This window comes from Micromonospora sp. CNZ285 (genome assembly GCF_004637285.1).
In genome coordinates this window covers 4829130-4847616 of record NZ_SPQD01000001.1, presented here as the reverse complement: position 1 = coordinate 4847616, position 18487 = coordinate 4829130, and the positions used below count along the sequence as shown (strand labels likewise).

19 protein-coding genes are annotated in these 18487 nt (G+C 73.8%); 9 read left to right on the top strand and 10 right to left on the bottom strand.

Going from position 1 to position 18487, the window contains the following annotated elements:
* Positions 1 to 176: 176 nt before the first annotated feature.
* The 3 genes from CLT75_RS22090 to CLT75_RS22080 form a co-directional block, all read right to left on the bottom strand.
* On the bottom strand, positions 177 to 1319 hold the full coding sequence (locus CLT75_RS22090; protein WP_135242277.1) for a hypothetical protein: 1143 nt from the start codon (positions 1317 to 1319) through the stop codon (positions 177 to 179).
* Between the two features lie 54 nt (positions 1320 to 1373).
* Positions 1374 to 2918: an FAD-dependent oxidoreductase gene (locus CLT75_RS22085; protein ID WP_135242276.1), complete on the bottom strand. Its 1545-nt coding sequence runs from the start codon at positions 2916 to 2918 to the stop codon at positions 1374 to 1376.
* 78 nt (positions 2919 to 2996) lie between these two features.
* The gene (locus CLT75_RS22080) at positions 2997 to 3476 is read right to left on the bottom strand and encodes an MSMEG_6728 family protein (RefSeq protein ID WP_135242275.1); all 480 of its coding nucleotides are present in this window, start codon (positions 3474 to 3476) and stop codon (positions 2997 to 2999) included.
* Positions 3477 to 3563: 87 nt separating this feature from the next.
* On the opposite strand from CLT75_RS22080, the gene CLT75_RS22075 reads away from it, so the two are divergent.
* Complete coding sequence (locus CLT75_RS22075; RefSeq protein WP_209310366.1) at positions 3564 to 5348, top strand: NAD-binding protein; 1785 nt, start codon at positions 3564 to 3566, stop codon at positions 5346 to 5348.
* A 9-nt stretch (positions 5349 to 5357) separates the two neighbouring features.
* Here the strand turns inward: CLT75_RS22075 and CLT75_RS22070 are convergent, their stop codons facing one another.
* Entirely contained in the window at positions 5358 to 6596 is a 1239-nt protein-coding gene (locus CLT75_RS22070; RefSeq protein WP_167796938.1) for an APC family permease, read from the bottom strand.
* 412 nt (positions 6597 to 7008) lie between these two features.
* Complete coding sequence (locus tag CLT75_RS22065; RefSeq protein ID WP_135242274.1) at positions 7009 to 7794, bottom strand: phosphatase PAP2 family protein; 786 nt, start codon at positions 7792 to 7794, stop codon at positions 7009 to 7011.
* Between the two features lie 111 nt (positions 7795 to 7905).
* On the opposite strand from CLT75_RS22065, the gene CLT75_RS22060 reads away from it, so the two are divergent.
* Entirely contained in the window at positions 7906 to 9114 is a 1209-nt protein-coding gene (locus tag CLT75_RS22060) for a DUF4032 domain-containing protein (RefSeq protein ID WP_135242273.1), read from the top strand.
* 12 nt (positions 9115 to 9126) lie between these two features.
* Here CLT75_RS22060 and nagA read toward each other — a convergent pair whose 3' ends face one another.
* From nagA to CLT75_RS22045, 4 genes are read right to left on the bottom strand one after another with little or no spacing between them, the layout of a single operon-like run.
* Positions 9127 to 10236: an N-acetylglucosamine-6-phosphate deacetylase gene (gene nagA / locus CLT75_RS22055; protein WP_135242272.1), complete on the bottom strand. Its 1110-nt coding sequence runs from the start codon at positions 10234 to 10236 to the stop codon at positions 9127 to 9129.
* Positions 10233 to 11165: an ROK family protein gene (locus tag CLT75_RS22050; protein WP_135242271.1), complete on the bottom strand. Its 933-nt coding sequence runs from the start codon at positions 11163 to 11165 to the stop codon at positions 10233 to 10235. The genes nagA and CLT75_RS22050 overlap by 4 nt, the downstream gene beginning before the upstream one ends.
* On the bottom strand, positions 11162 to 11305 hold the full coding sequence (locus CLT75_RS32730; RefSeq protein ID WP_167796937.1) for a hypothetical protein: 144 nt from the start codon (positions 11303 to 11305) through the stop codon (positions 11162 to 11164). Before CLT75_RS32730 ends, CLT75_RS22050 begins: the two co-directional genes overlap by 4 nt.
* Positions 11302 to 12231 carry a sugar isomerase gene (locus CLT75_RS22045; RefSeq protein ID WP_135242270.1) on the bottom strand — a complete coding sequence of 310 codons (930 nt, stop codon included), beginning with the start codon at positions 12229 to 12231 and terminating at the stop codon, positions 11302 to 11304. Before CLT75_RS22045 ends, CLT75_RS32730 begins: the two co-directional genes overlap by 4 nt.
* 199 nt (positions 12232 to 12430) lie before the next feature.
* Here CLT75_RS22045 and CLT75_RS22040 point away from each other — a divergent pair, with 199 nt between their 5' ends.
* The 4 genes from CLT75_RS22040 to CLT75_RS22025 all read left to right on the top strand — a co-directional run bounded on the left by CLT75_RS22040 (position 12431) and on the right by CLT75_RS22025 (position 15946).
* A complete protein-coding gene (locus tag CLT75_RS22040) occupies positions 12431 to 13216 on the top strand; it encodes a DeoR/GlpR family DNA-binding transcription regulator (RefSeq protein ID WP_013288879.1) in 786 nt (261 codons plus the stop codon).
* A gap of 96 nt (positions 13217 to 13312) precedes the next feature.
* On the top strand, positions 13313 to 14311 hold the full coding sequence (locus tag CLT75_RS22035; RefSeq protein ID WP_013475073.1) for an ATP-binding cassette domain-containing protein: 999 nt from the start codon (positions 13313 to 13315) through the stop codon (positions 14309 to 14311).
* A complete protein-coding gene (locus CLT75_RS22030) occupies positions 14308 to 15321 on the top strand; it encodes an ABC transporter permease subunit (RefSeq protein WP_135242269.1) in 1014 nt (337 codons plus the stop codon). Before CLT75_RS22035 ends, CLT75_RS22030 begins: the two co-directional genes overlap by 4 nt.
* A gap of 136 nt (positions 15322 to 15457) precedes the next feature.
* The gene (locus CLT75_RS22025; RefSeq protein ID WP_135242268.1) at positions 15458 to 15946 is read left to right on the top strand and encodes a DUF3263 domain-containing protein; all 489 of its coding nucleotides are present in this window, start codon (positions 15458 to 15460) and stop codon (positions 15944 to 15946) included.
* Positions 15947 to 15952: 6 nt separating this feature from the next.
* Here the strand turns inward: CLT75_RS22025 and CLT75_RS22020 are convergent, their stop codons facing one another.
* Positions 15953 to 16165 (bottom strand): hypothetical protein, encoded by a 213-nt coding sequence (locus tag CLT75_RS22020; protein WP_013288875.1) that lies wholly within the window; start codon positions 16163 to 16165, stop codon positions 15953 to 15955.
* Between the two features lie 152 nt (positions 16166 to 16317).
* Here CLT75_RS22020 and CLT75_RS22015 point away from each other — a divergent pair, with 152 nt between their 5' ends.
* From CLT75_RS22015 to CLT75_RS22005, 3 genes are all read left to right on the top strand, one after another.
* On the top strand, positions 16318 to 17220 hold the full coding sequence (locus CLT75_RS22015; protein WP_135242267.1) for a hypothetical protein: 903 nt from the start codon (positions 16318 to 16320) through the stop codon (positions 17218 to 17220).
* Between the two features lie 150 nt (positions 17221 to 17370).
* Complete coding sequence (locus CLT75_RS22010) at positions 17371 to 17880, top strand: GNAT family N-acetyltransferase (RefSeq protein WP_135242266.1); 510 nt, start codon at positions 17371 to 17373, stop codon at positions 17878 to 17880.
* A 148-nt stretch (positions 17881 to 18028) separates the two neighbouring features.
* On the top strand, positions 18029 to 18484 hold the full coding sequence (locus CLT75_RS22005; RefSeq protein ID WP_135242265.1) for a hypothetical protein: 456 nt from the start codon (positions 18029 to 18031) through the stop codon (positions 18482 to 18484).
* The last annotated feature ends 3 nt before the right edge of the window (positions 18485 to 18487 follow it).

Below are 18487 nucleotides of genomic sequence, written 5' to 3'. Positions count from 1 at the left end.
AAGCCGCCCGGTCCACGGGACCGGGCGGCGACGACGGGGACGCGAGACGCGTCAGTCGTGCCCTCCGGGCCAGGGGCCGTGTTCCCGGCAGTCGTCGCCGAGCAGCCACGACGTCATCGTGGTGGCGTATCGCAGCGACATCGACGGCTCCTGGAACGGTGGTTGACCTTGCGCGCTCACGGTAGATCGATTCGGGAATCGGGGGCAACGTATTTCGATCCGTCGTCGGTGGGCCGCCGCTGCCGTCCGGCCCGCCCGGCCCGCCGGGCGGCGGTGAGCGGCCTGTCGATCCGGGCGGTCATCTGCACCACCAGCTCGCTGTCCAGCAGCGGGCGGTTCACCTCGGCCGCCACCGACAGCGTGGGTGTGGAGATCGACCGCCAGATCGCGGTCAGCCCGGCGCCGAGGCCGACGAGCGCCACCGCCGCGCGTGTGGTGGGGGAGCCGGCCGCGGCGGCGGCACTGACCCCGACGACCGCGAGCAGCACCACGAGCAGGGGCGCCAGCACCGGCCAGAAGATGCCCCGGGCCGCCTGCGCCACCAGCTTCCGGTCCCGGATGACGACGTTGCGGGCGATCACCGCCCAGTTCTCCTCGTCCAGCAGGTCGCGCGGGTGCAGGCCGCCGGTCAGCACGTCCTGCCACAGGTCGCCCTGGTTGCGCAGCTCGCGGGCCAGCTCGGCGAGCCCGGCCTCGCCCGGGTCACCCACTGTGGCGCGACCGACAGCGGTGGCCCAGGCGGCCAGTGAGCGGCGCACCACGGCGGCCGAGTACGGCGGCAGCACGCTCGCCAGCTCGTCCAGCCACCTGCTGATCTGGATGTGCCGGCCACCGAAGCGCGCGGCCAGTTGGTCGGCGTCGCCACGTCGTACCGTGTCGGCGAGCGAGCGCCCGAGCCGGTAGGCCACCCCCACCCGGTGGTTCGTCGCCATCGTCCAGCGCAGTACGTCGATGTTGAGGTCGTCGAGCGCCCGCAGCAACGGGTCCCGGTCGGCTCCGGCTCCGGTGATGCGGCGGGCGGCGGCGGTGGACGGCACCGTACGGCCGGGCGGGGTCAGCGGCGCGATCTGGGCCAGCGCGACGTCCACTCCGTCGAGGTACATGCCGAGCCGGTGCCGTCCGGCCAGCTCGGTCAGGTTCGACAGCTTCGGCGGCGCGGGCGCCGGCCGGTGCCCGTCCTCGGTCAGGTCGGCGGTCTGCGCGTGGTGGTAGGCGTCCGCCATGGACCAGCCGAGTCGCAGCGCGGTGACCACCGCGGTCCGTTCGTCCCGCGGTGTCCCGTGCTCCTCGTCGCGCCGCTCCCGTGTCGCGGTGCTCACCGCCCGACCTCCCGTGTCACCGGATCAGTCGAGCGTAGAGGCGTTTTTGTCCGCTTAAGGGCGTTTTGAAGGGGCGCGACCGGCCAGCAGGCCGCGCGGCCGGATCGAGCGGACCGGCTCGGCCGCCACCCCCTCGGCGCGCAGGATGTGGTTCGCCGCGATGATCCCGGTGGCCGCCGACCGTTCCATCAGCGCGCTCGGGAACTCGGTGCGGATGCCGTCCCCGGCCAGGTAGAGGCCGGGCGCGTCGGTCTCCACCCCGGGACGCCAGGCGTGGCTACCCGGCGTGAACGCCGGTGCCTGCGCCTCGACGCGGGCGCGCAACTCGCGTACCCGCAGGTCGGCCACCTCCGGCCAGAGCGCGGTCAGCTCCCGCAGCATCCGGGCGGCCAGCTCGTCGGCCGGCACGTCCGGCTCACAGGCGTACGCGTGCAGCTCCACCACCGAGCCGCCGGTCCGCTCGGCCCAGCGGCGCGGCTCGTCCTCCAGCCGGTGGTAGAGCGTCACCGAGTCCAGCGTGGGCTGCCGGGAGACGCCGCTGAACACCGCCCGGTCGGCCCGGACGTCCCCGTCCATCCAGTAGCGCGCCACCGCGTACGGCGGCCCGGGTCTGCCGAACGCGGGCATCCGCGCCACCAGCTCGGGTGCCGCCGCGACCAGGCCGGGCGAGGCGCCGACCAGCGCGGCGAGCGCCGGCGGGTCCACCGCGAGCACCACGTGCGGCGCCTCCCAGACGTCGCCGTCCGCACCGGTCACCCGCCACCCCGCCGGGGTACGGTCCAGCCGGGCCGCCGCCGCGCCGGTCAGCACCCGCCCGCCGTGCTTCTCCACGTACCGGGTCAGCGGCTCCCAGATCGCCGTGCCGTAGTCCCGGTCCGGGCAGTCGAAGGCCAGCCCCTCCGGGTTGCCGAGCAGGTAGAAGTGGAACTGCGCGATCATCTCGGCGGCCGACATCTCCGCCTCGTGGTTGAAGAACGAGTGGGAGAAGACCTCGAACAGCATGGCCCGCGCCCGGTCCGGCAGCCGCAGCGAGGTGAGCAGCTCGTCGGCGGTCCGCTCGTCGAACTCCTCGTAGGTGCGTACCGGGTCGTAGGTGAGCAGCGGCAGCGCCGCGTCCCGGTCCATCGTGCGCAGGTCCGCCAGGCGCAGGCTCGGGCTGCGTAGCAGCAGCGCCAGCAGGTTCGCCGGCGGCGCGGGCGGCAGCTTGCCGAACTCCTCCGTGGGCCACTGCTCGGACAGGATCGGGTAGCCCGGGATCGGCTTGAGGAAGCCCAGCGCCGGGTCGACGCGGCGCAGGATCGACCGCCAGTTCCAGTACTGCCGGAAGAACGCGTGGAAGCCGTGCTCGTTGCGCTGGACGCCGTCGAACAGCTCCTCCGGCCAGGCGCCGAGCCGCCCGCCGAGGTGCGGCGCGGCCTCCAGCACCGTCACCGCCACGCCGCGCTCCGCCAGCACCACCGCCGCCGACATGCCGGCGATGCCGCCGCCGACCACCAGCGCCGGGACCGGTCGCGGCACGCGGTCGGCGCCACCGCCGCCCGGGTCGACGAGGTGCTCGCGTACGCCGATCAGACGACCTACCACTTGCGACAGACTCACGGGAGCATCCTCCAGTCGGCGGTGCTCACAGTCTGCCGCTTGGGTGGGCAACCCGCTGGGTACGCGTCGACGGGGCGTTCACGGCAGGCAGCGGCGGGGGCGGTCCGACGGCGGCCAGACGTACTCCAGGTCGGGGGAGACGTCGGTGAACAACCGTGCATAGTGGGCGGGGTCCTTGCGTAGCAGCGACGACCGGTGGCTGCGGTGCAGGTCGTCGCGGCCCAGCCAGGGCGGCAGCTCACCGGCGGCGGCCAGTTCGTCCTGGGTGCGGATCAGCGTGATGCCGCAGGCGGCGGCGAGGTCGGTGGCGAGCGTCCCGGCGCAGGTGTCGGCCCGGCCCGGCTCGCACCACACCGCGCACATGTCCAGCCCGTACCGGGTCAGCGCCTCCTCGTACCCGGCCCACATCTTCACCGCGGGGTGGTTGCGCCAGCCGTAGTCCGGCCGGGTCAGCCCGCGCAGCACCTGGATGGTCTCCACGCGCTGCTTGCCCAGCCGCTTCTGGTCCAGCGTGCGCGCGCTGGCCAGGAAGTCCGGATACGGCAGGAACGTCTGCATGCCGGTGCTCTACCCGTACCCGCCCCCGCCATGCGTCCATGATCGCCGGGGCTGCGCACATCGCGAGCGGCTGACTACGATCCGGACATGGCCGAGCCTCTGCGCGACCGCGCGCGCCGCGCGACCGGCTGGCGGCTCCGGATGAACGGTGACGAACGCCCCCACTACGTGGTCTGCGGCTCCGACCCGCTCGCCTACTGGGTGGTCCGGTCGCTGCTCGCGACCGACAACGCCGACGGCCGGGTGCGGGTGACGCTCGTGGTGCCTGGTCGCCGCCGGTCCGAGGGCCCCGACGGCCGCGACGTGCCGGGGGTACGCGTGGTGACTGCCGAACGGCTCGACGAGGCCGCGTTCCGCCGGGCCGGGCTGGCCGGCGCGGCCGGGCTGGCCCTGTTGCACCAGGACGACGTGGGGAACATGCACGCCGCGCTCTGCGCCCAGGAGGTCGAGTCGCGGCTGCGCCTGGTGGTGCGGATGTTCAACACCAACCTGGCGGACGGGCTGAGGCAGCTCTTCCCTGACTCGGCGGTGCTCTCCGACGCCTCGATGGCCGCGCCCGCCTTCGTGGCCGCCGCGCTGGGCGAGGTGGCGCCGACCCACTTCCGGCACGCGGGGCGCACGCTCTACGTGGCCCGCCGCGACGACGTACGCCAGCAGGACGTGGTCTGCGGTCTGGCCGTCACCACGGATCCGGATCTGGTCCGGGTGCTGCCCGCGGACGAGGCGGCGGCCGACGTGGTGCTGGCCGAGGCGACCGGGCGGCCGGCGGGCACCGAGGTCGCCGCGCGGCGGCTGGTCCGGGCACGGCGGCGCCGGCAGCCGGTCGCGGTGCTGCTGCGCGCGGTCCGCCACTTCGCCACCCGCAAGATCGGCATCGCGGTGCTGGTGCTGCTCGGGGTGATCGCGGCGCTGGGCTGGCTCAACGCGCGGGCCGCCGACGTGAGCTGGAGCGAGGCGATCTACCTGACGCTGGTCACCACGCTCACCGGCCAGGATCCGGACGTCGGCAAGCCGGTCGCGGCGCAGGTGATGCAGGTGGTGCTCAACCTGGCCGGGCTGGCGCTGATCCCGCTGATCACGGCCGCGGTGGTCGACGGCATCGTCAACGCCCGGCTGGCGCTGCACGCGGGCCGGGTTCAGCCGGACCGCTCCGGGCACGTGGTGATGGTCGGGCTGGGCAACATCGGCACCCGGGTGATGGCGCAGTTGCACGACTTCGGCGTCGAGGTGGTGGCGATCGACAAGAACCCGGACGCGCGCGGCGCCGCGCTGGCGCGCCGGCTGGGGGTGCCGCTGATCGTGGGCGACGCCGGCCGGGAGGAGACGCTCCGGTCCGCCTCGGTGGACACCTGCCAGGCGCTCGTGGTGGTGTCCACCGACGACGGGACGAACCTGCGAGCCGCGCTGATCGCCCGGTCCCTCGACCCGGACCTGCGCGTGGTGCTGCGGCTGTTCGACGGTGACTTCGCCGAGCGGATCCAGCAGGCGTTCGGCATCGGCATCTCGCGCAGCGTGTCCTATCTGGCCGCGCCGGCGTTCGCGGCGGCCCTGCTGGATCGCGCGGTGGTCGCCACCATCCCGGTCGACCGGCACGCGCTGCTGGTCACCGAGGTGCCGGTGGTGGCAGGTTCGCCGCTGGACGGACGTCCGCTGAGCGCGGTGGCCCGGCCGGGCGAGGTGCGCCTGCTCGCGCACACCCGGCCGAGCCAGAAGGCCGACTGGTCGGCAGACCCGCGCGTGGTGATCCAGGCCGGTGACCGGCTCACTGTGGTGGCCCGGCGGGCCGGGCTGACGGCGCTGCTCCGGGAGACCACGCCCGCGCCGCCGCCGGCGCCCACCGGCCCGCCCGCCGCGCGCCGTCCGCAGGAGTGACCGGGCCGGTCAGGCCGCCCGATGGTGGCGGACGGCGTACCCGAGCGCGCCGAGGGCGAGCACGCCGAACCCGCCGAGGACACTCGGCAGTGGCAGGTTGACCGCCAGCACCAGGCAGCCGACCAGCCCGAGCGCGGCGAGCAGCCGTACCGGGACGCGCCGGGCCGGGTCCGGACCGAGCGTCAGCGCCGACGCGTTGGTGATCGCGTAGTAGACCAGCACCGTGCAGCTGGAGAAGCCGATCGCGCCCCGGATGTCGCCGACTGTCACCACGGCGGCGACCACGGCGGCCACCGCCAGTTCGGCGCGGTGCGGCACCCGGTGGCGCGGATGGACCGCCGCCAGCGCGCCCGGCAGGTCCCGGCGGCGGGCCATTGCCAGCGTGGTCCGGCCGACACCGGCCAGCAGCGACAGCAGCACCCCGGTCACCGCGACGGCGGCGCCGGCCCGGACCAGCCAGGCAAGCCCTGGGTGCCCGGCGGCGGTCACCACCTCGACCAGCGGCGCGTCGGTGGACGCCAGCCGGTCGGCGCCGAGCACGCCGAGCGCGACCACCGCCAGCGTCAGGTAGATCGCCAGCACCGCGCCGAGCGCCAGCGGCACCGCGCGGGGAATCGTGCGTTCCGGGTCGCGGACCTCCTCGCCCAGCGTGGCGATCCGCGCGTACCCGGCGAATGCGAAGAACAGCAGCCCGGCGGCGGTCAGCACGCCGCCCGCCCCGATGCCGGCGGGCGCGGTGAGCCGGTCGGCCGCCACCTGCGGCACGCCGGTCACCGCCACCACGGCGAGCACCGTGAGCACCACCGCGACGAGGAGCCGGGTGGCGGTGGCGGTCTTGCCGATCCCGCGCAGGTTCACCGCTGTCACCGCCACCACCGCGAGGACCGCCACGAGCCGCGCCCGCCCCGGCCACAGGTACGTCCCGACGGTCAGCGCCATGGCCGCACAGCTCGCGGTCTTGCCGACCACGAATCCCCAGCCGGCGAGGAAACCGGCGAACGGGTGCAGGCGTTCCCGGCCGTAGACGTAGGTGCCGCCGGACTCGGGGTAGCGGGCGGCGAGCCGGGCCGAACTGGTCGCGTTGCAGTAGGCGACGAAGCCGGCCACCGCCAGCGCGACGAGCAGACCGGGACCGCCGGCCGCCGCGGCGGCCGGTGCGAAGACCACGAAGACGCCCGCGCCGAGCATCGAGCCCAGACCGATGACCACCGCGTCGGGTACGCCGAGTCGCCGCACCAGCCGTTCCACACCGGCAGCCTAAAGCGCTCAGGTGAACGGCAGGTGCGCGCCGGGCCGAAATTGACGAAAATGATTTGCAATAAGTGACCGGCGCTCAGTGGTCGGTCATTGACACTCTCGGTAGGGTTGTTTACGCAGGTAAAGCACGGTTCACAAATATTCCGTGCCGATTATCCGATGGCGATGATCAGATTCTTTCCGCGTCGATCGGGCAAAGGTGCCCTCGAATCGGCTCCGGCAGGAGCGCGTGTCGCTCGACCCGGAGACCACCGGCGGGGTGTTCGTGGTGAGTACGCCGGACGAGCGTGCCGAGCTGCCGAAGGGCACCCAGATCCGCATCCAGGTGGCGGTGCGGCCGGAGGACGACGACTACCGCCGTAGGCTGACCTGCAGCACCCGTACCCGGTCAGCATCGTGGAGATCAGGCCGGCCGGCTGAGCGGCGCGGACCACGCGACCGGCCGGCCCCGGTCGCCGAGGCGGCGGGGCAGCGGCAGGTCGTCCCAGGGCACCCGGTGCAGCAGGCGGTCCAGCAGCAGGCCGAGCAGCAGCCCGGCGACCGAGTCGGTCAGCCAGTGCCAGCCCAGGTAGACGGTGGTGCAGAAGACCACCGCCGGTGGCACCACCCGGACCACTGTGACCAGCCGGGGCGGCACGGTACGGCCGAGCGTGCGCACGAGCGGGGCCAGCAGCAGGGCCAGGACGCCATACCAGACGATCGAGTTGGCGACGTGCCCGGACGGGTACGACTGCGCGAAACGCACCGGCAGGTCGTGCTGGAACAGCGGCAGCGTCTGCTCGGGCGACAGGAACGGCTCCTTGACCGAGGCGCTCGGCGCCGGCCGGGCCGTCCACACCTTCAGCGGGCCGATCGTGAAGAACGTGAGCACGAACCCGGCCACCGGCGGCAGCAGCGGCCGCACCGATCGCAGCCGCAGCGCCAGCAGCACGCCCAGCCCGGCCGCGAGCAGCGTCAGCGGGGTGCCCTGGCCGAGCAGGTTCAGTGTCATCGCCACCCAGCGGGCGGCCGTCGGGCGGTTGTCGTCGGACCAGTCGGCGACCGCCCGGTCGAGGCCGAACAGGTGACCGGAGGCGAGCGCGACGGTCAGCGCCGCCACTGCCGCGAGCAGCAGCCCGTCGAACCACCACCCGGCCGGCCGGACCGGCCGCAGCCGCAGGTCACCGCGTACCCCCGAGGTCTGACGCACGCGACCACGCTACCGGCCGCGGGCGGCGGCCGGGCGGCGCGGGCATCGGCGGCTGTGTGCCCAGCCACGAAGGGAAGCGCGGCGCGGGGGTCAGCGGTCACACTGGTTGCCGTGCGGATCACCTCGGCTCTCGTCGACCCGGCGCTGCTCGACCTCCCCTGGTCGACACCGCTGGAGCAGTGGCCTGCCGAGCACCTGGTGGCGCTGCCGCAGGGCATCTCCCGGCACATCGTGCGGTTCGTCCGGCTCGGCGGGTACGTCTACGCGGTGAAGGAGACCGGCGAGCGGGTCGCCGAGCGCGAGTACGACCTGCTGCGGGCGCTGGAGCGGATCGACTTCCCGTCGGTCGAGGCGATCGCGATCGTGGCCGACCGGCAGACCGACGACGGCGAGCCGCTGGACCCGGTGCTGATCACCCGGCACCTCCAGTTCTCGCTGCCCTACCGGGCGCTGTTCTCCAACACGCTGCGCCCGGAGACGATGAACCGGCTGCTGGACGCGCTGGCCGCGCTGATCGTGCGGATGCACCTGACCGGGTTCTTCTGGGGCGACTGCTCGCTGTCGAACACGCTGTTCCGGCGGGACGCGGGCGCGTTCGCCGCCTACCTGGTCGACGCCGAGACCGGGGCGCTTCACCCGTCGCTGTCCAACGGCCAGCGCGGCGAGGACCTGGAGATCGCCCGGGTCAACATCTTCGGCGAGGCGCTCGACCTCCAGGCCGCCGGCCTGCTGCACGAGTCGATCGACCCGGAGGTGGTCTGCGAGGAGGTCGTGCGGCGCTACGAGCGGCTCTGGCACGAGATCACGTACGAGCAGCAGGTCGAGCGCGCCGCCCGGCACGACATCGAGCGCCGCATCCGCCGCCTCAACGAGCTGGGCTTCGACGTGGCCGAGGTGGCCATGTCGACAGTCGACAACGGGCGCTACCTGGTCCGGCCGAAGGTGGTCGACGCCGGCTACCACACCCGGCGGCTGCTGCGCCTGACCGGCCTGGACGCGGAGGAGAACCAGGCCCGCAAGCTCCTCAACGACCTGGACGCCTACCGGCTGGAGAGCGACCTGACCGACGAGCAGCAGGCGGCGCACCGCTGGCTGACCGAGGTCTTCGAGCCGGTGGTCCGGGCGGTGCCCGCGCACCTGCGCCGCAAGCTGGAGCCGCAGGAGCTGTTCGCCCAGATCATCGAGCACAAGTGGCTGCTCTCCGAGCAGGCCGGGCGGGACGTCGGAATGCGCCGGGCGGTGCAGTCGTACCTGGCCGACGTGCTGGTGCACCGCCCGGACGAGCAGGCGGTGCTCGGCGTCGAGGTGCCAACGGTCTGACGCCCGGGCGGATCACTCCACCCAGTCGCCGCCGCGCATCACCCGTACCACGTTCAGGTCGTCGTCCAGCATCACCAGGTCGGCGCGCAGCCCGGCGATGAGCGCGCCCACCCGGTCGCCCAGACCGATCGCGCGGGCCGGGGTGGTGGCGACCATCCGGCAGGCGTCCGGCAGGGCCACGCCCGCGGCCACCGCGTGGCGCAGCGCCGCGTCCATGGTGAGCGTGCTGCCGGCGATCGCGCCGTTGTGGGCGAGCCGGGCCACCCCGCCGGCCACCGTGACCCCCTGGCCGCCCAGTTCGTACTCGCCGTCCGGCATCCCGGCGGCGGCCATCGCGTCGGTGATCAGCGCGGCCCGCTCCGGGCCGGCCACCGAGGTGGCGAAGCCGAGCATGCCGTCGTGCAGGTGCACCCCGTCGGCGACCAGCTCGCACACCACGTTCGGGGCCTCAAGCAGCGCCACCACCGGGCCGGGCTCGCGGTGGTGCACCGGACGCATCCCGTTGAACAGGTGGGTGCCGACGGTCGCGCCCGCAGCCACGGCCGCCCGGGTCTGCTCCCAGGTGGCGTCGGTGTGCCCGACCGCCGCGACCACGCCGTGCGACACCAGCAGCTCGATCGCCTTGGTGGCGCCGTCCCGCTCGGGAGCGATGGTGACCATGCGTACGGCGCCGCCGCCCAGCTCGATCAGCTCGGTCAGCTCGGCGGTGGACGGGTCGCGCAGGAACTCCGGGTTCTGCGCGCCGCAGCGGTCGGCGGACAGGTACGGGCCTTCGAAGTGGACGCCGGCGAGCACGCCGGACTCCACCAGCGGGCGGTAGGCGGCGGTGGCATCGCGCATCAGCTCGAACGGGGAACTCACCAGGCTCGCCAGCAGCGTGGTGGTGCCGTGCCCGCTGTGGAACGCGGCGGCCTGCCGCGCCGACTCCGGGTCGCCCGTGGTGAACGTGTGCCCGCCGCCGCCGTGGGTGTGCATGTCCACGAAGCCCGGCACGATCCAGTGCCCGTCACGCACCGACGGATACTCGGCGACAGCGGTGATCCGCCCGTCCGCGATCTCCACGCAACCCTGCCGGATGACGCCGGTCGGGGTCACCACCTTGCCGGTCACGCGCCGGGTCATCGACTCTCCTTCGCCAGGGTGTCCAGGGCCAGCAGGGCGGCGCCCAGGCAGCCGGCCTCGTCACCGAGGCCGGCCGCGACCAGGCGCGGCTCGCGGTGGAACGTCAGCCGCTCACGCAACGCCGTCCGCAGCGGGTCGAACAGCCGGGGACCGGCCTGGGCCAGCCCGCCGCCGAGCACCACTGTCGAGACATCGTAGAGCGCCTGCCCGGTGGCGAGTCCGTCGGCGAGCGCCTCGACCGCCTCCTGCCACACCTTCACGGCGAGCGGCTCACCGGCCGCCGCGCGGTCGGCCACCTGAGCGGCGGTGGTGGGCGCACCTGACAGTTCGGCATACCGGCGCCCGATCGCCGAGGCCGACGACACCGCCTCCAGGCAGCCGGTCCGCCCGCATCCGCAGCGCGGGCCGCCGGGGCGTACCAGAATGTGGCCGATCTCCCCGGCGGCGCCGTGCGCGCCGGTGGTGGCCGACCCGTCGACCACGTGTGAGGCGGCGATGCCGGTGCCGATCGCGACGAACAGGACGTGGCCGGCGTCCCGCCCGGCCCCGAGCCGCGCCTCGGCCAGGCCGCCGGCACGCACGTCGTGGCCGAGCGCCGCCGGCAGTCCCAGCCGCGTGCCCGCCAGCTCCCGCAGGGGTACGTCCCGGAAGCCCACGTTCGCCGACCAGACCGCGACGCCGCGCGCCTCGTCGACCACTCCGGGTACGGCGATGCCGCAGGCCACCGGCGTACGGCCGTCGGCGCGGGCCTTGCCGGCCAGCCCTTCGGCCACGTCGAGGATCGTGCCGACCACGGCCTCCGGGCCGCGCTGCGCGCCGGTGGCGTGCCGTTCGGTGTGCACAGTCGTGCCGTCCGGCCGGACCAGGGCGCACTTCATCCCGGTGCCGCCCACGTCCAGCGCGACGACGACCTCGTCGCCTGCGCTCACGCCATGGGCTCGCTTCGCTCGCTCATGCTGTGCCGGCTGGGCATGCGCTCACGGCCCTCGCTGCGCTCGGTGCGTTCGCTCATGCTGTGCCGGCTGGGCATGCGCTCACGGCCCTCGCTGCGCTCGGTGCGTTCGCTCATGCCAGGACCACGGACCGAGTCAGGTGGCGCGGCGCGTCCGGGTCGAGGCCGCGGCTGGTGGCGAGCGCGACCGCGAAGCGCTGGGCCAGGATCAGGTCGGCCATCGGGTCGACCGGGTTGCGGCCCGCCGACCAGCTCGTCAGCACCGTGCGCCAGCCGTGCGTGCGGCTGTGCACGAACGCGGCGCCGGTCGCGGCCACGTCCTCGGACAGGCCGTCCGGGATCTCGCCGAGCGCCCAGACCAGCCGGCCGGGCGCGGCGACCGAGATCGGGCCGTGCCGGTAGTCCATCGCCGGGTACGCCTCGGCCCAGAACGTGGCCGCCTCGCGGCACTTCAGCGCGGCCTCCTCGGCCAGGCCGACGGTCCATCCGCGACCGAGGAAGGTGACCTGCTCGATGCCGGCCGGGTCGATCGGCAGCGGGGCGCGTACGGCCACCTCGGCGTCGGCGGCCAGCCGTCCGAGGTCCTCGCCGAGGTGGGCGCGCAGCAGCGCGAGCGCGGTGGTGGCGAAGCGGGTCTGCACCACCGACCGCTCGTCGGCGAAGGGCAGCGCGACCGTGGCGTCGGCGAGCGCGACGGCGGCCGAGTCCGGGTCGCCGACCAGGACCGTGGTGGGGATCCGCCCGCGCAGCGCGGTGAGCAGGTCGAGCACCTCGGTGGTGGTGCCGGAGCGGGTGATCGCGATCAGCCGGTCGTAGTTCCGGCCGGCCGGGAACTCGCTGGCCTGGAAGGCGTCGGTCTCGCCCTGGCCGGCGGCCTCGCGCAGCCCGGCGTACGCCATCGCCATGAACCACGACGTGCCGCAACCGACCACGGCGACCCGCTCGCCGGGCCGCGGCAGGTGCTCGGCGACGGTCGGGGCGAGTCGCGCCGCCTCCCGCCAGCAGTCGGGCTGGCTCGCGATCTCCGCGTGCACGTACGCCATGACAACTCCTCGCCGGGAAAACCCTTGCGCAATACGGCGCGATACTGCCGTCTTTCGCGCGTCATTCTGCGCGAAGTCTGGTGGTCGTGGCAACCGTCTCCCCGTTCGCGCAGCGCAGGGTTTTGCGCGGACCCAATTTCGCGCACTAGTGTGCACGCAACCGATCACCGTTCACGCACAGTCTGGGGAGGGCCCCGCGGTGGACCGCTACGCGCGCTGGAACGCGCTGCTGGAGATGCTGACCGACAGCGGCCGGGTCAGCGTCGAGGAGGCAGCCGGGCGGCTCGACGTCTCCCAGGCCACCATCCGGCGCGACTTCGACCAGCTCGCCCAGCAGCAGATGATCACCCGTACCCGGGGTGGCGCGGTCGCCAACGGTGTCTCCTACGACCTGCCGCTGCGCTACAAGACCGCGAAGCACTCGGCCGAGAAGCAGCGGATCGGCACCGCCGCCGCCGCGCTCGTGTCGCCGGGCACCGTCGTCGGTCTCAACGGCGGCACCACGAGCACCGAGGTGGCGCGGGCGCTCGCGGTCCGCCCCGACCTCAACACCAGCGCCGAGGGCGCCCAGCTCACAGTGGTCACGAACGCGTTGAACATCGCCAACGAGCTGCTGGTGCGCTCGCGGATGAAGGTGGTGGTGGCCGGCGGCGTGGTCCGGCCGAAGTCGTTCGAGCTGGTCGGCCCGCTCGGCGGGGCGCTGCTGCGCGAGGTCACGCTGGACGTGGCGCTGCTCGGCGTGGACGCGATCGACCCGCAGCTCGGCGCCGCCGCGCACCACGAGGGCGAGGCGGCCATGAACAGCCTCATGGTGGCCCGGGCCAAGCGGGTCGTCGTGATAGCCGACTCGTCGAAGCTCGGTGGGCACGCGTTCGCCCGGATCTGCCCGGTGGACCGGGTCGAGACGCTGGTGACCGACTCCGGCGCGTCCCCCGACGTGGTGGCGGCGTTCCGCGAGGCGGGCGTCCACGTCGTCTGCGCCTGACCTCACCCGACACGCCGACACTGCATACCGGGTATTGCCTTCCGGTGCATACCGCGTATGGTGTCGCTGACGCCTACTTATCGGGGGAGGTCAGCTGTGTCGGCTGTCCTGGAGATCGAAGGTCTCCGCAAGACGTACCGGAGCCGGAAACGCGGGGTTCGCCACGCGCTCGACGGCTTCGACATGCGAGTGGAAGCCGGCCAGGTGCACGGCTTCCTCGGCCCGAACGGTTCGGGCAAGACCACCACGCTGCGGACGCTGCTCGGCCTGATCAAGCCGAACGGCGGCCGGATGGCCATCCTCGGCCAGGAGTTGCCGCACGCGCTGCCGGCGGTCGCCGGGCAGGTCGGCGCCATCGTGGAGAGTCCGCAGTTCTTCCCGCACTTCACCGCGCGGGACACGCTCGGCCTGCTCGCCCAGGCCGGTGAGCTGCCCAAGCAGCGCGTGGACGAGGTGCTGGAACTGGTCGGGCTGCGCGACCGGGCCGGCGAGCGGGTGAAGACCTACTCGCTCGGCATGAAGCAGCGCCTCGCTGTGGCCTCCGCGCTGCTCAAGAACCCCAAGTTGCTGATCCTCGACGAGCCGGCGAACGGCCTCGACCCGGGCGGCATCCGGGAGATGCGCGGGCTGATGCGGGAGCTGTCCGAGGCCGGGATGACAGTGGTGCTCTCCAGCCACATCCTGGGCGAGATCCAGCTCATCTGCGACTCGGTCACCATCATCTCGCTCGGCCGCCGGGTCGCGTTCGGGCCGGTCGACCAGGTGCTCGCGGCCCACTCCCAGGGCGCCGTGCGGGTACGCCTGGAGGCGGTCAGCGACCTGCCCCAGGCCGCCGACGCGCTCACCCGCGCCGGGGTCCACGTGGCCGCCGAGCCGGACCACCTGATGCTGTCCGGCGTGGACAAGCCGGCCACCGTCAGCCGCCTGCTCGCCGAGCAGGGCCTGTACGTCAGCGAGCTCACCCCGGTCGCTGTCGACCTGGAGAGCGTCTTCCTCGAACTGACCGCCACCGCGCCGGTCCCCGGCCAGCACCGTCAGGTCGATCAGTCCGCCAAGGTCGACCAGACCGGCACCGCAGGAGGTTGGGGCGCATGAGCCTGTTCGTCACCGAGCTGCGCCGGCTCGGCAAGCGCCGGGTGACCCGGCTGATGCTCGTGCTGCTGGTGCTCGGCCTGGCCACCGTCGCGACCGCGTTCAGCTTCTCCAGCCAGAAGCTCTCGCCCGTCGTGGTCGCCGAGGCCGAGGCCAAGGCGAACAACGACTACCAGTCCGCGATGACGGAATGGAAGCGCACCATCGCGGAGTGCGAGGCGGCCCAGGCGCGCGGCGAGAAGACCGAGGAACGGTACGGCCCGAACTGCGGCAAGGACTACCAGCCGCAGCCCGACATGTTCGAGGCGAAGTGGTACCTGCCGTACCAGTTCGACTTCCGGGCCGAGTTCCCCCTGTTCATCGCCGTGTTCGCCGCCTCCGTGGCGCTGTTCGGCTTCATCGTCGGCGCCTCCTTCGTGGGCGCCGAGTGGAACACCGGCGGGATGATGAACCTGCTGCTCTGGCGGCCGAAACGGCTCACCGTGCTGGGCACGAAGCTGGCCGCCCTGCTCACCACCGTGTTCGGCCTGACCGTGGTGCTCGGCGCGCTCTGGACGGCGGCGTTCTGGCTGATCGCCAGCCAGCGCGGCAGCACCGCGAAGATGACCGCCGGAGTGTGGCAGTCGATCGGGCTGGACGGTCTGCGGGCGCTGGGGATGACGCTGCTCGTGGCGGCGGTCGGGTTCGCGCTGGCCTCGCTCGGCCGGCACACGGCGATGGCGCTCGGCGCGGCGGTGGGCATCTTCGCGGTGAGCGAGATCGGCATCCGGATCGCGGTAGCGGTGCTCGGGGTCCAGTTCGGTGACCGGTACGTGCTGTCCACGTACGCCCAGTCGTGGTTCCTGAAGCAGGCGGAGCTGTTCGACTACGACACCTGCCAGTTCTCCCAGGGCGCCTGCGAGCCTGCGACGTACGTGGTCACCTGGCAGCAGTCGGCGGTGGTGTTCGGCGTGGCGCTGGTGGGCGCGGTGGCGGCCGCGTTCTGGACGATGCGGCGGCGGGACATCGCCTGACCTGGTCCGCGCCGCCGGCCGTTGCCGGCGGCGCGGACCCCGCGTCCGATGCGGCCGGCGGCGGCCCTGGTTACGCTGGGGCTCCCCCGGCCGGCGCGCTCCGCGTGCCGGTCACCCGCCGTCGGAGAGGAGCGCCATGTCCGCCGACGCCTCGCAGCGGGCCGCCGTCGACCGGTCCGGCCCGGCAGCGGGTACGCGCCACGCGGGCGGGGCAGTTCCGCCACCGCGCACCGCTCCGCCGGTCGAGTCCACCGCACCGTCGGAGCCGTCGGAGTCCGCCCGGCCCGCCGAGCCCGCCGCGGCCGGGCCCGCCTCGCCGCCCGTCGAGTCCACCGCGCCGGTCGAGCAGGCCGGTCCAGACGCGGCAGATGCGGCCGCTGAAGGGACGACGCCGGCCGGCCTCACCGAGCGGGAGCAGCGGATCCTCGCCTTCGAGGCGCAGTGGTGGAAGCACGCCGGCGCCAAGGAACAGGCCATCCGGGACACCTTCGGGCTCTCCGCGACCCGCTACTACCAGCTCCTCAACGCCCTGCTCGACCACCCGGCCGCGCTCGCCGCCGAGCCGCTGCTGATCGGCCGGCTGCGCCGGCTGCGGTCGTCGCGCGCCCGCAACCGGCGTCGCTGACCGGCGTCACTTCTCGTACGTGCGCAGCCCGTTGCCGATGGCGAAGAACGTCGGCGCCCACTCGCCGATGAAGATGCCCCAGCGGTCCGCCCGCGCCACCCCGGCGCGCTCCATGTGCTTGGAGAGGAACCAGCTGGTGACCGAGAGGCCGATGCTGACGAATCCGGCGAGGTAGGCGTGCTCCGCCCGGATGCCGCCCTCGTGCAACCGCTCCAACATCTCGTACCCCCTGTCACCGGGACCGACCCGGTCGCGTTCGACGCTACCGAAGGTCCGGGGAAGATGACGCACGGTTACCACGATCGGGGTCGGCGGCGGATGACCCGGCGCGGTCCGGGTAGGCGGCCGGCGACGACGAACGGAGGCCGACGATGGGGGCACCAGACCGCAGGTACGCGATCGGCAGCAGCCCGGCCCGCCCGGCCGCGCAGGCGCCGGTGATGCGGGTGCGTTCGGCCTCCGACCCGGCCCCCGGCCGGCCGGAGAACGAGGACGTGGTCTTCCGGTTCGGCCCGCTCGTCGGCGTCCTCGACGGGGCCACGGTGCCCGAGGGCTTCGACACCGGCTGCGCGCACGGCCCCGCCTGGTACGTCCGCCACCTGGCCGCCCGGATCGGCCTGGCGGTCGCGGCCCGTCCCGCCGCCACGCTGATGAGCAGCCTCGCGGCGGCGATCCTCGCGGTACGGGCCGACCACGGCGGGACGTGCGACCTCGACCATCCCGGCACCCCGTCGTCGACCGTGTGCCTGCTCCGGTCCGGCGGCGACCGGGTCGACTACCTGGTGCTCTGCGACAGCCCGCTGGTGCTCGACACCGACCGCGGGATCGAGGTGGTCACCGACGACCGGCTCGCGGACGCGGTGGCGGACCTGCGTCGCAGCGCCGCCGCGCTGCCCGACGGCGAGACCGACCCGGCGACCCGGTTCCGGCGCGCGACGACTGTGCAGCGGACCCGGATGAACCGCACCCACGGCTACTGGGCGGCGGCGAGCGACCCGGACGCGGCGTACCACGCGCTGACCGGGACGCTTCCGCTGCGCGGTCCGGGTGCGCTGCGGCGGGCCGCGCTGCTCAGCGACGGCGCCTCCTGCGCTGTCGACCAGTTCGGCCTGTTCGACTGGGCCGGGCTGCTGGAGGTGCTGACGGTGGAGGGCCCGGACGGGCTGATCGACCGGGTCCGGGTGGCCGAGCGGGACCACCCGGACCGGCTGCGGCGACGCAAGCGCACCGACGACGCGTCGGCGGTGCTCTGCGAGTTCGACCCTCGGCCGTGACCACGCTCACGCCGGAACGACCGGTCGGATGACAACGCAGCGTGAGGCGGGAACACCCCGGGGGTACGACCGGACGAGGCGGTCGGCCATAGCGGCAATCCCTCCCCAAAGGGGTGGACGGCCCGGACCACGCGCGGCAGACTGCGCGACGTGACGGGTGCTGTACGGCTGGAGCCGGTGGACGAACGGAACCTGGAACCGTTGCTCTCCGTAGCGGCGGCTGAGGCGGAACCGGAGGATGTCATGCCTCCGGTGGACGCCCCGGCGGGCTGGTCGCTGGCCCGCCGTGACGCGTTCCGCGAGTTCCACCGCGCCAACCTCGGCGGGCTGAACGGCCCGACCGGCACCGCCATGTACGCGATCGTCTCCGGCGGTGAGGTCGTCGGCATGGTGCGGATGACCCGCCGGGACGAGCCGGGAACCGTGGAGACCGGCATGTGGCTCGGCCGGTCGGCGCGCGGCCGGGGCCTCGGTGCCGCCGCGCTGCGGCAGTTGCTGCACGCCGCCGCCGCGGCCGGGATGCACACGGTGGTCGCGGACACCACGCCGGACAACGCGGGCGCGATCTCGGTGCTGCGCAAATGCGGCGCGGAACTGCGTACCGAGGACGGACGACTGCACGCCCGGATGTCCCTGGATTCAGCCCTGCCGATCCGCTGACCCGTTTCGGTCCCGATTCACGTTTCTCCTGCTCAGAGCTGCCTCGGTGGGCGGTTTCGTGCTCGCACGGAAGTGTTTTGCCGAGGGGGTGACGGGTACTGCCCGCGTCTCCGGGACCCGACTTCCCGGGGAGCGCGGAGGAGAGCGGATGAAGAGCGGATCACGGGTGGCGCTGGCCGTCGGGTTCGGTTACCTGCTGGGTCGCCGGAAGAAGATGCGTACCGCGTTGACGCTCGCGGCGGCGGTCGCCGCCGGGCGGGCCAGCCGGCGCCCGGGCGGCCTGAAGCAGCTCGGCGCGGACCTGATGGCCGCGAACCCGCAGCTGCGCAACCTCGGCGGGCTGGCACCGCCGCTGGTGGCCGCGGGCCGGGCGGCCGCAACCGCCGCCGCCGGCAACGGCATCGACGCCATCGGCGGGCGACTGCGGGAGGGTGCCGGCGCGTTGCGGCGCAAGACCGGCGCGGGCCGGCCGGACGCCGAGCAGTCCGGGCCGAACAAGGATCGTTCCGGGCCGGGCGCCGAACGTTCCGCGCCGGACGAGGAGCAGGAGCTGGACGACCAGCCCGCCGCGCCGGTGCCCGCCCGAGCCGATCGGGGGCGGTGAGCC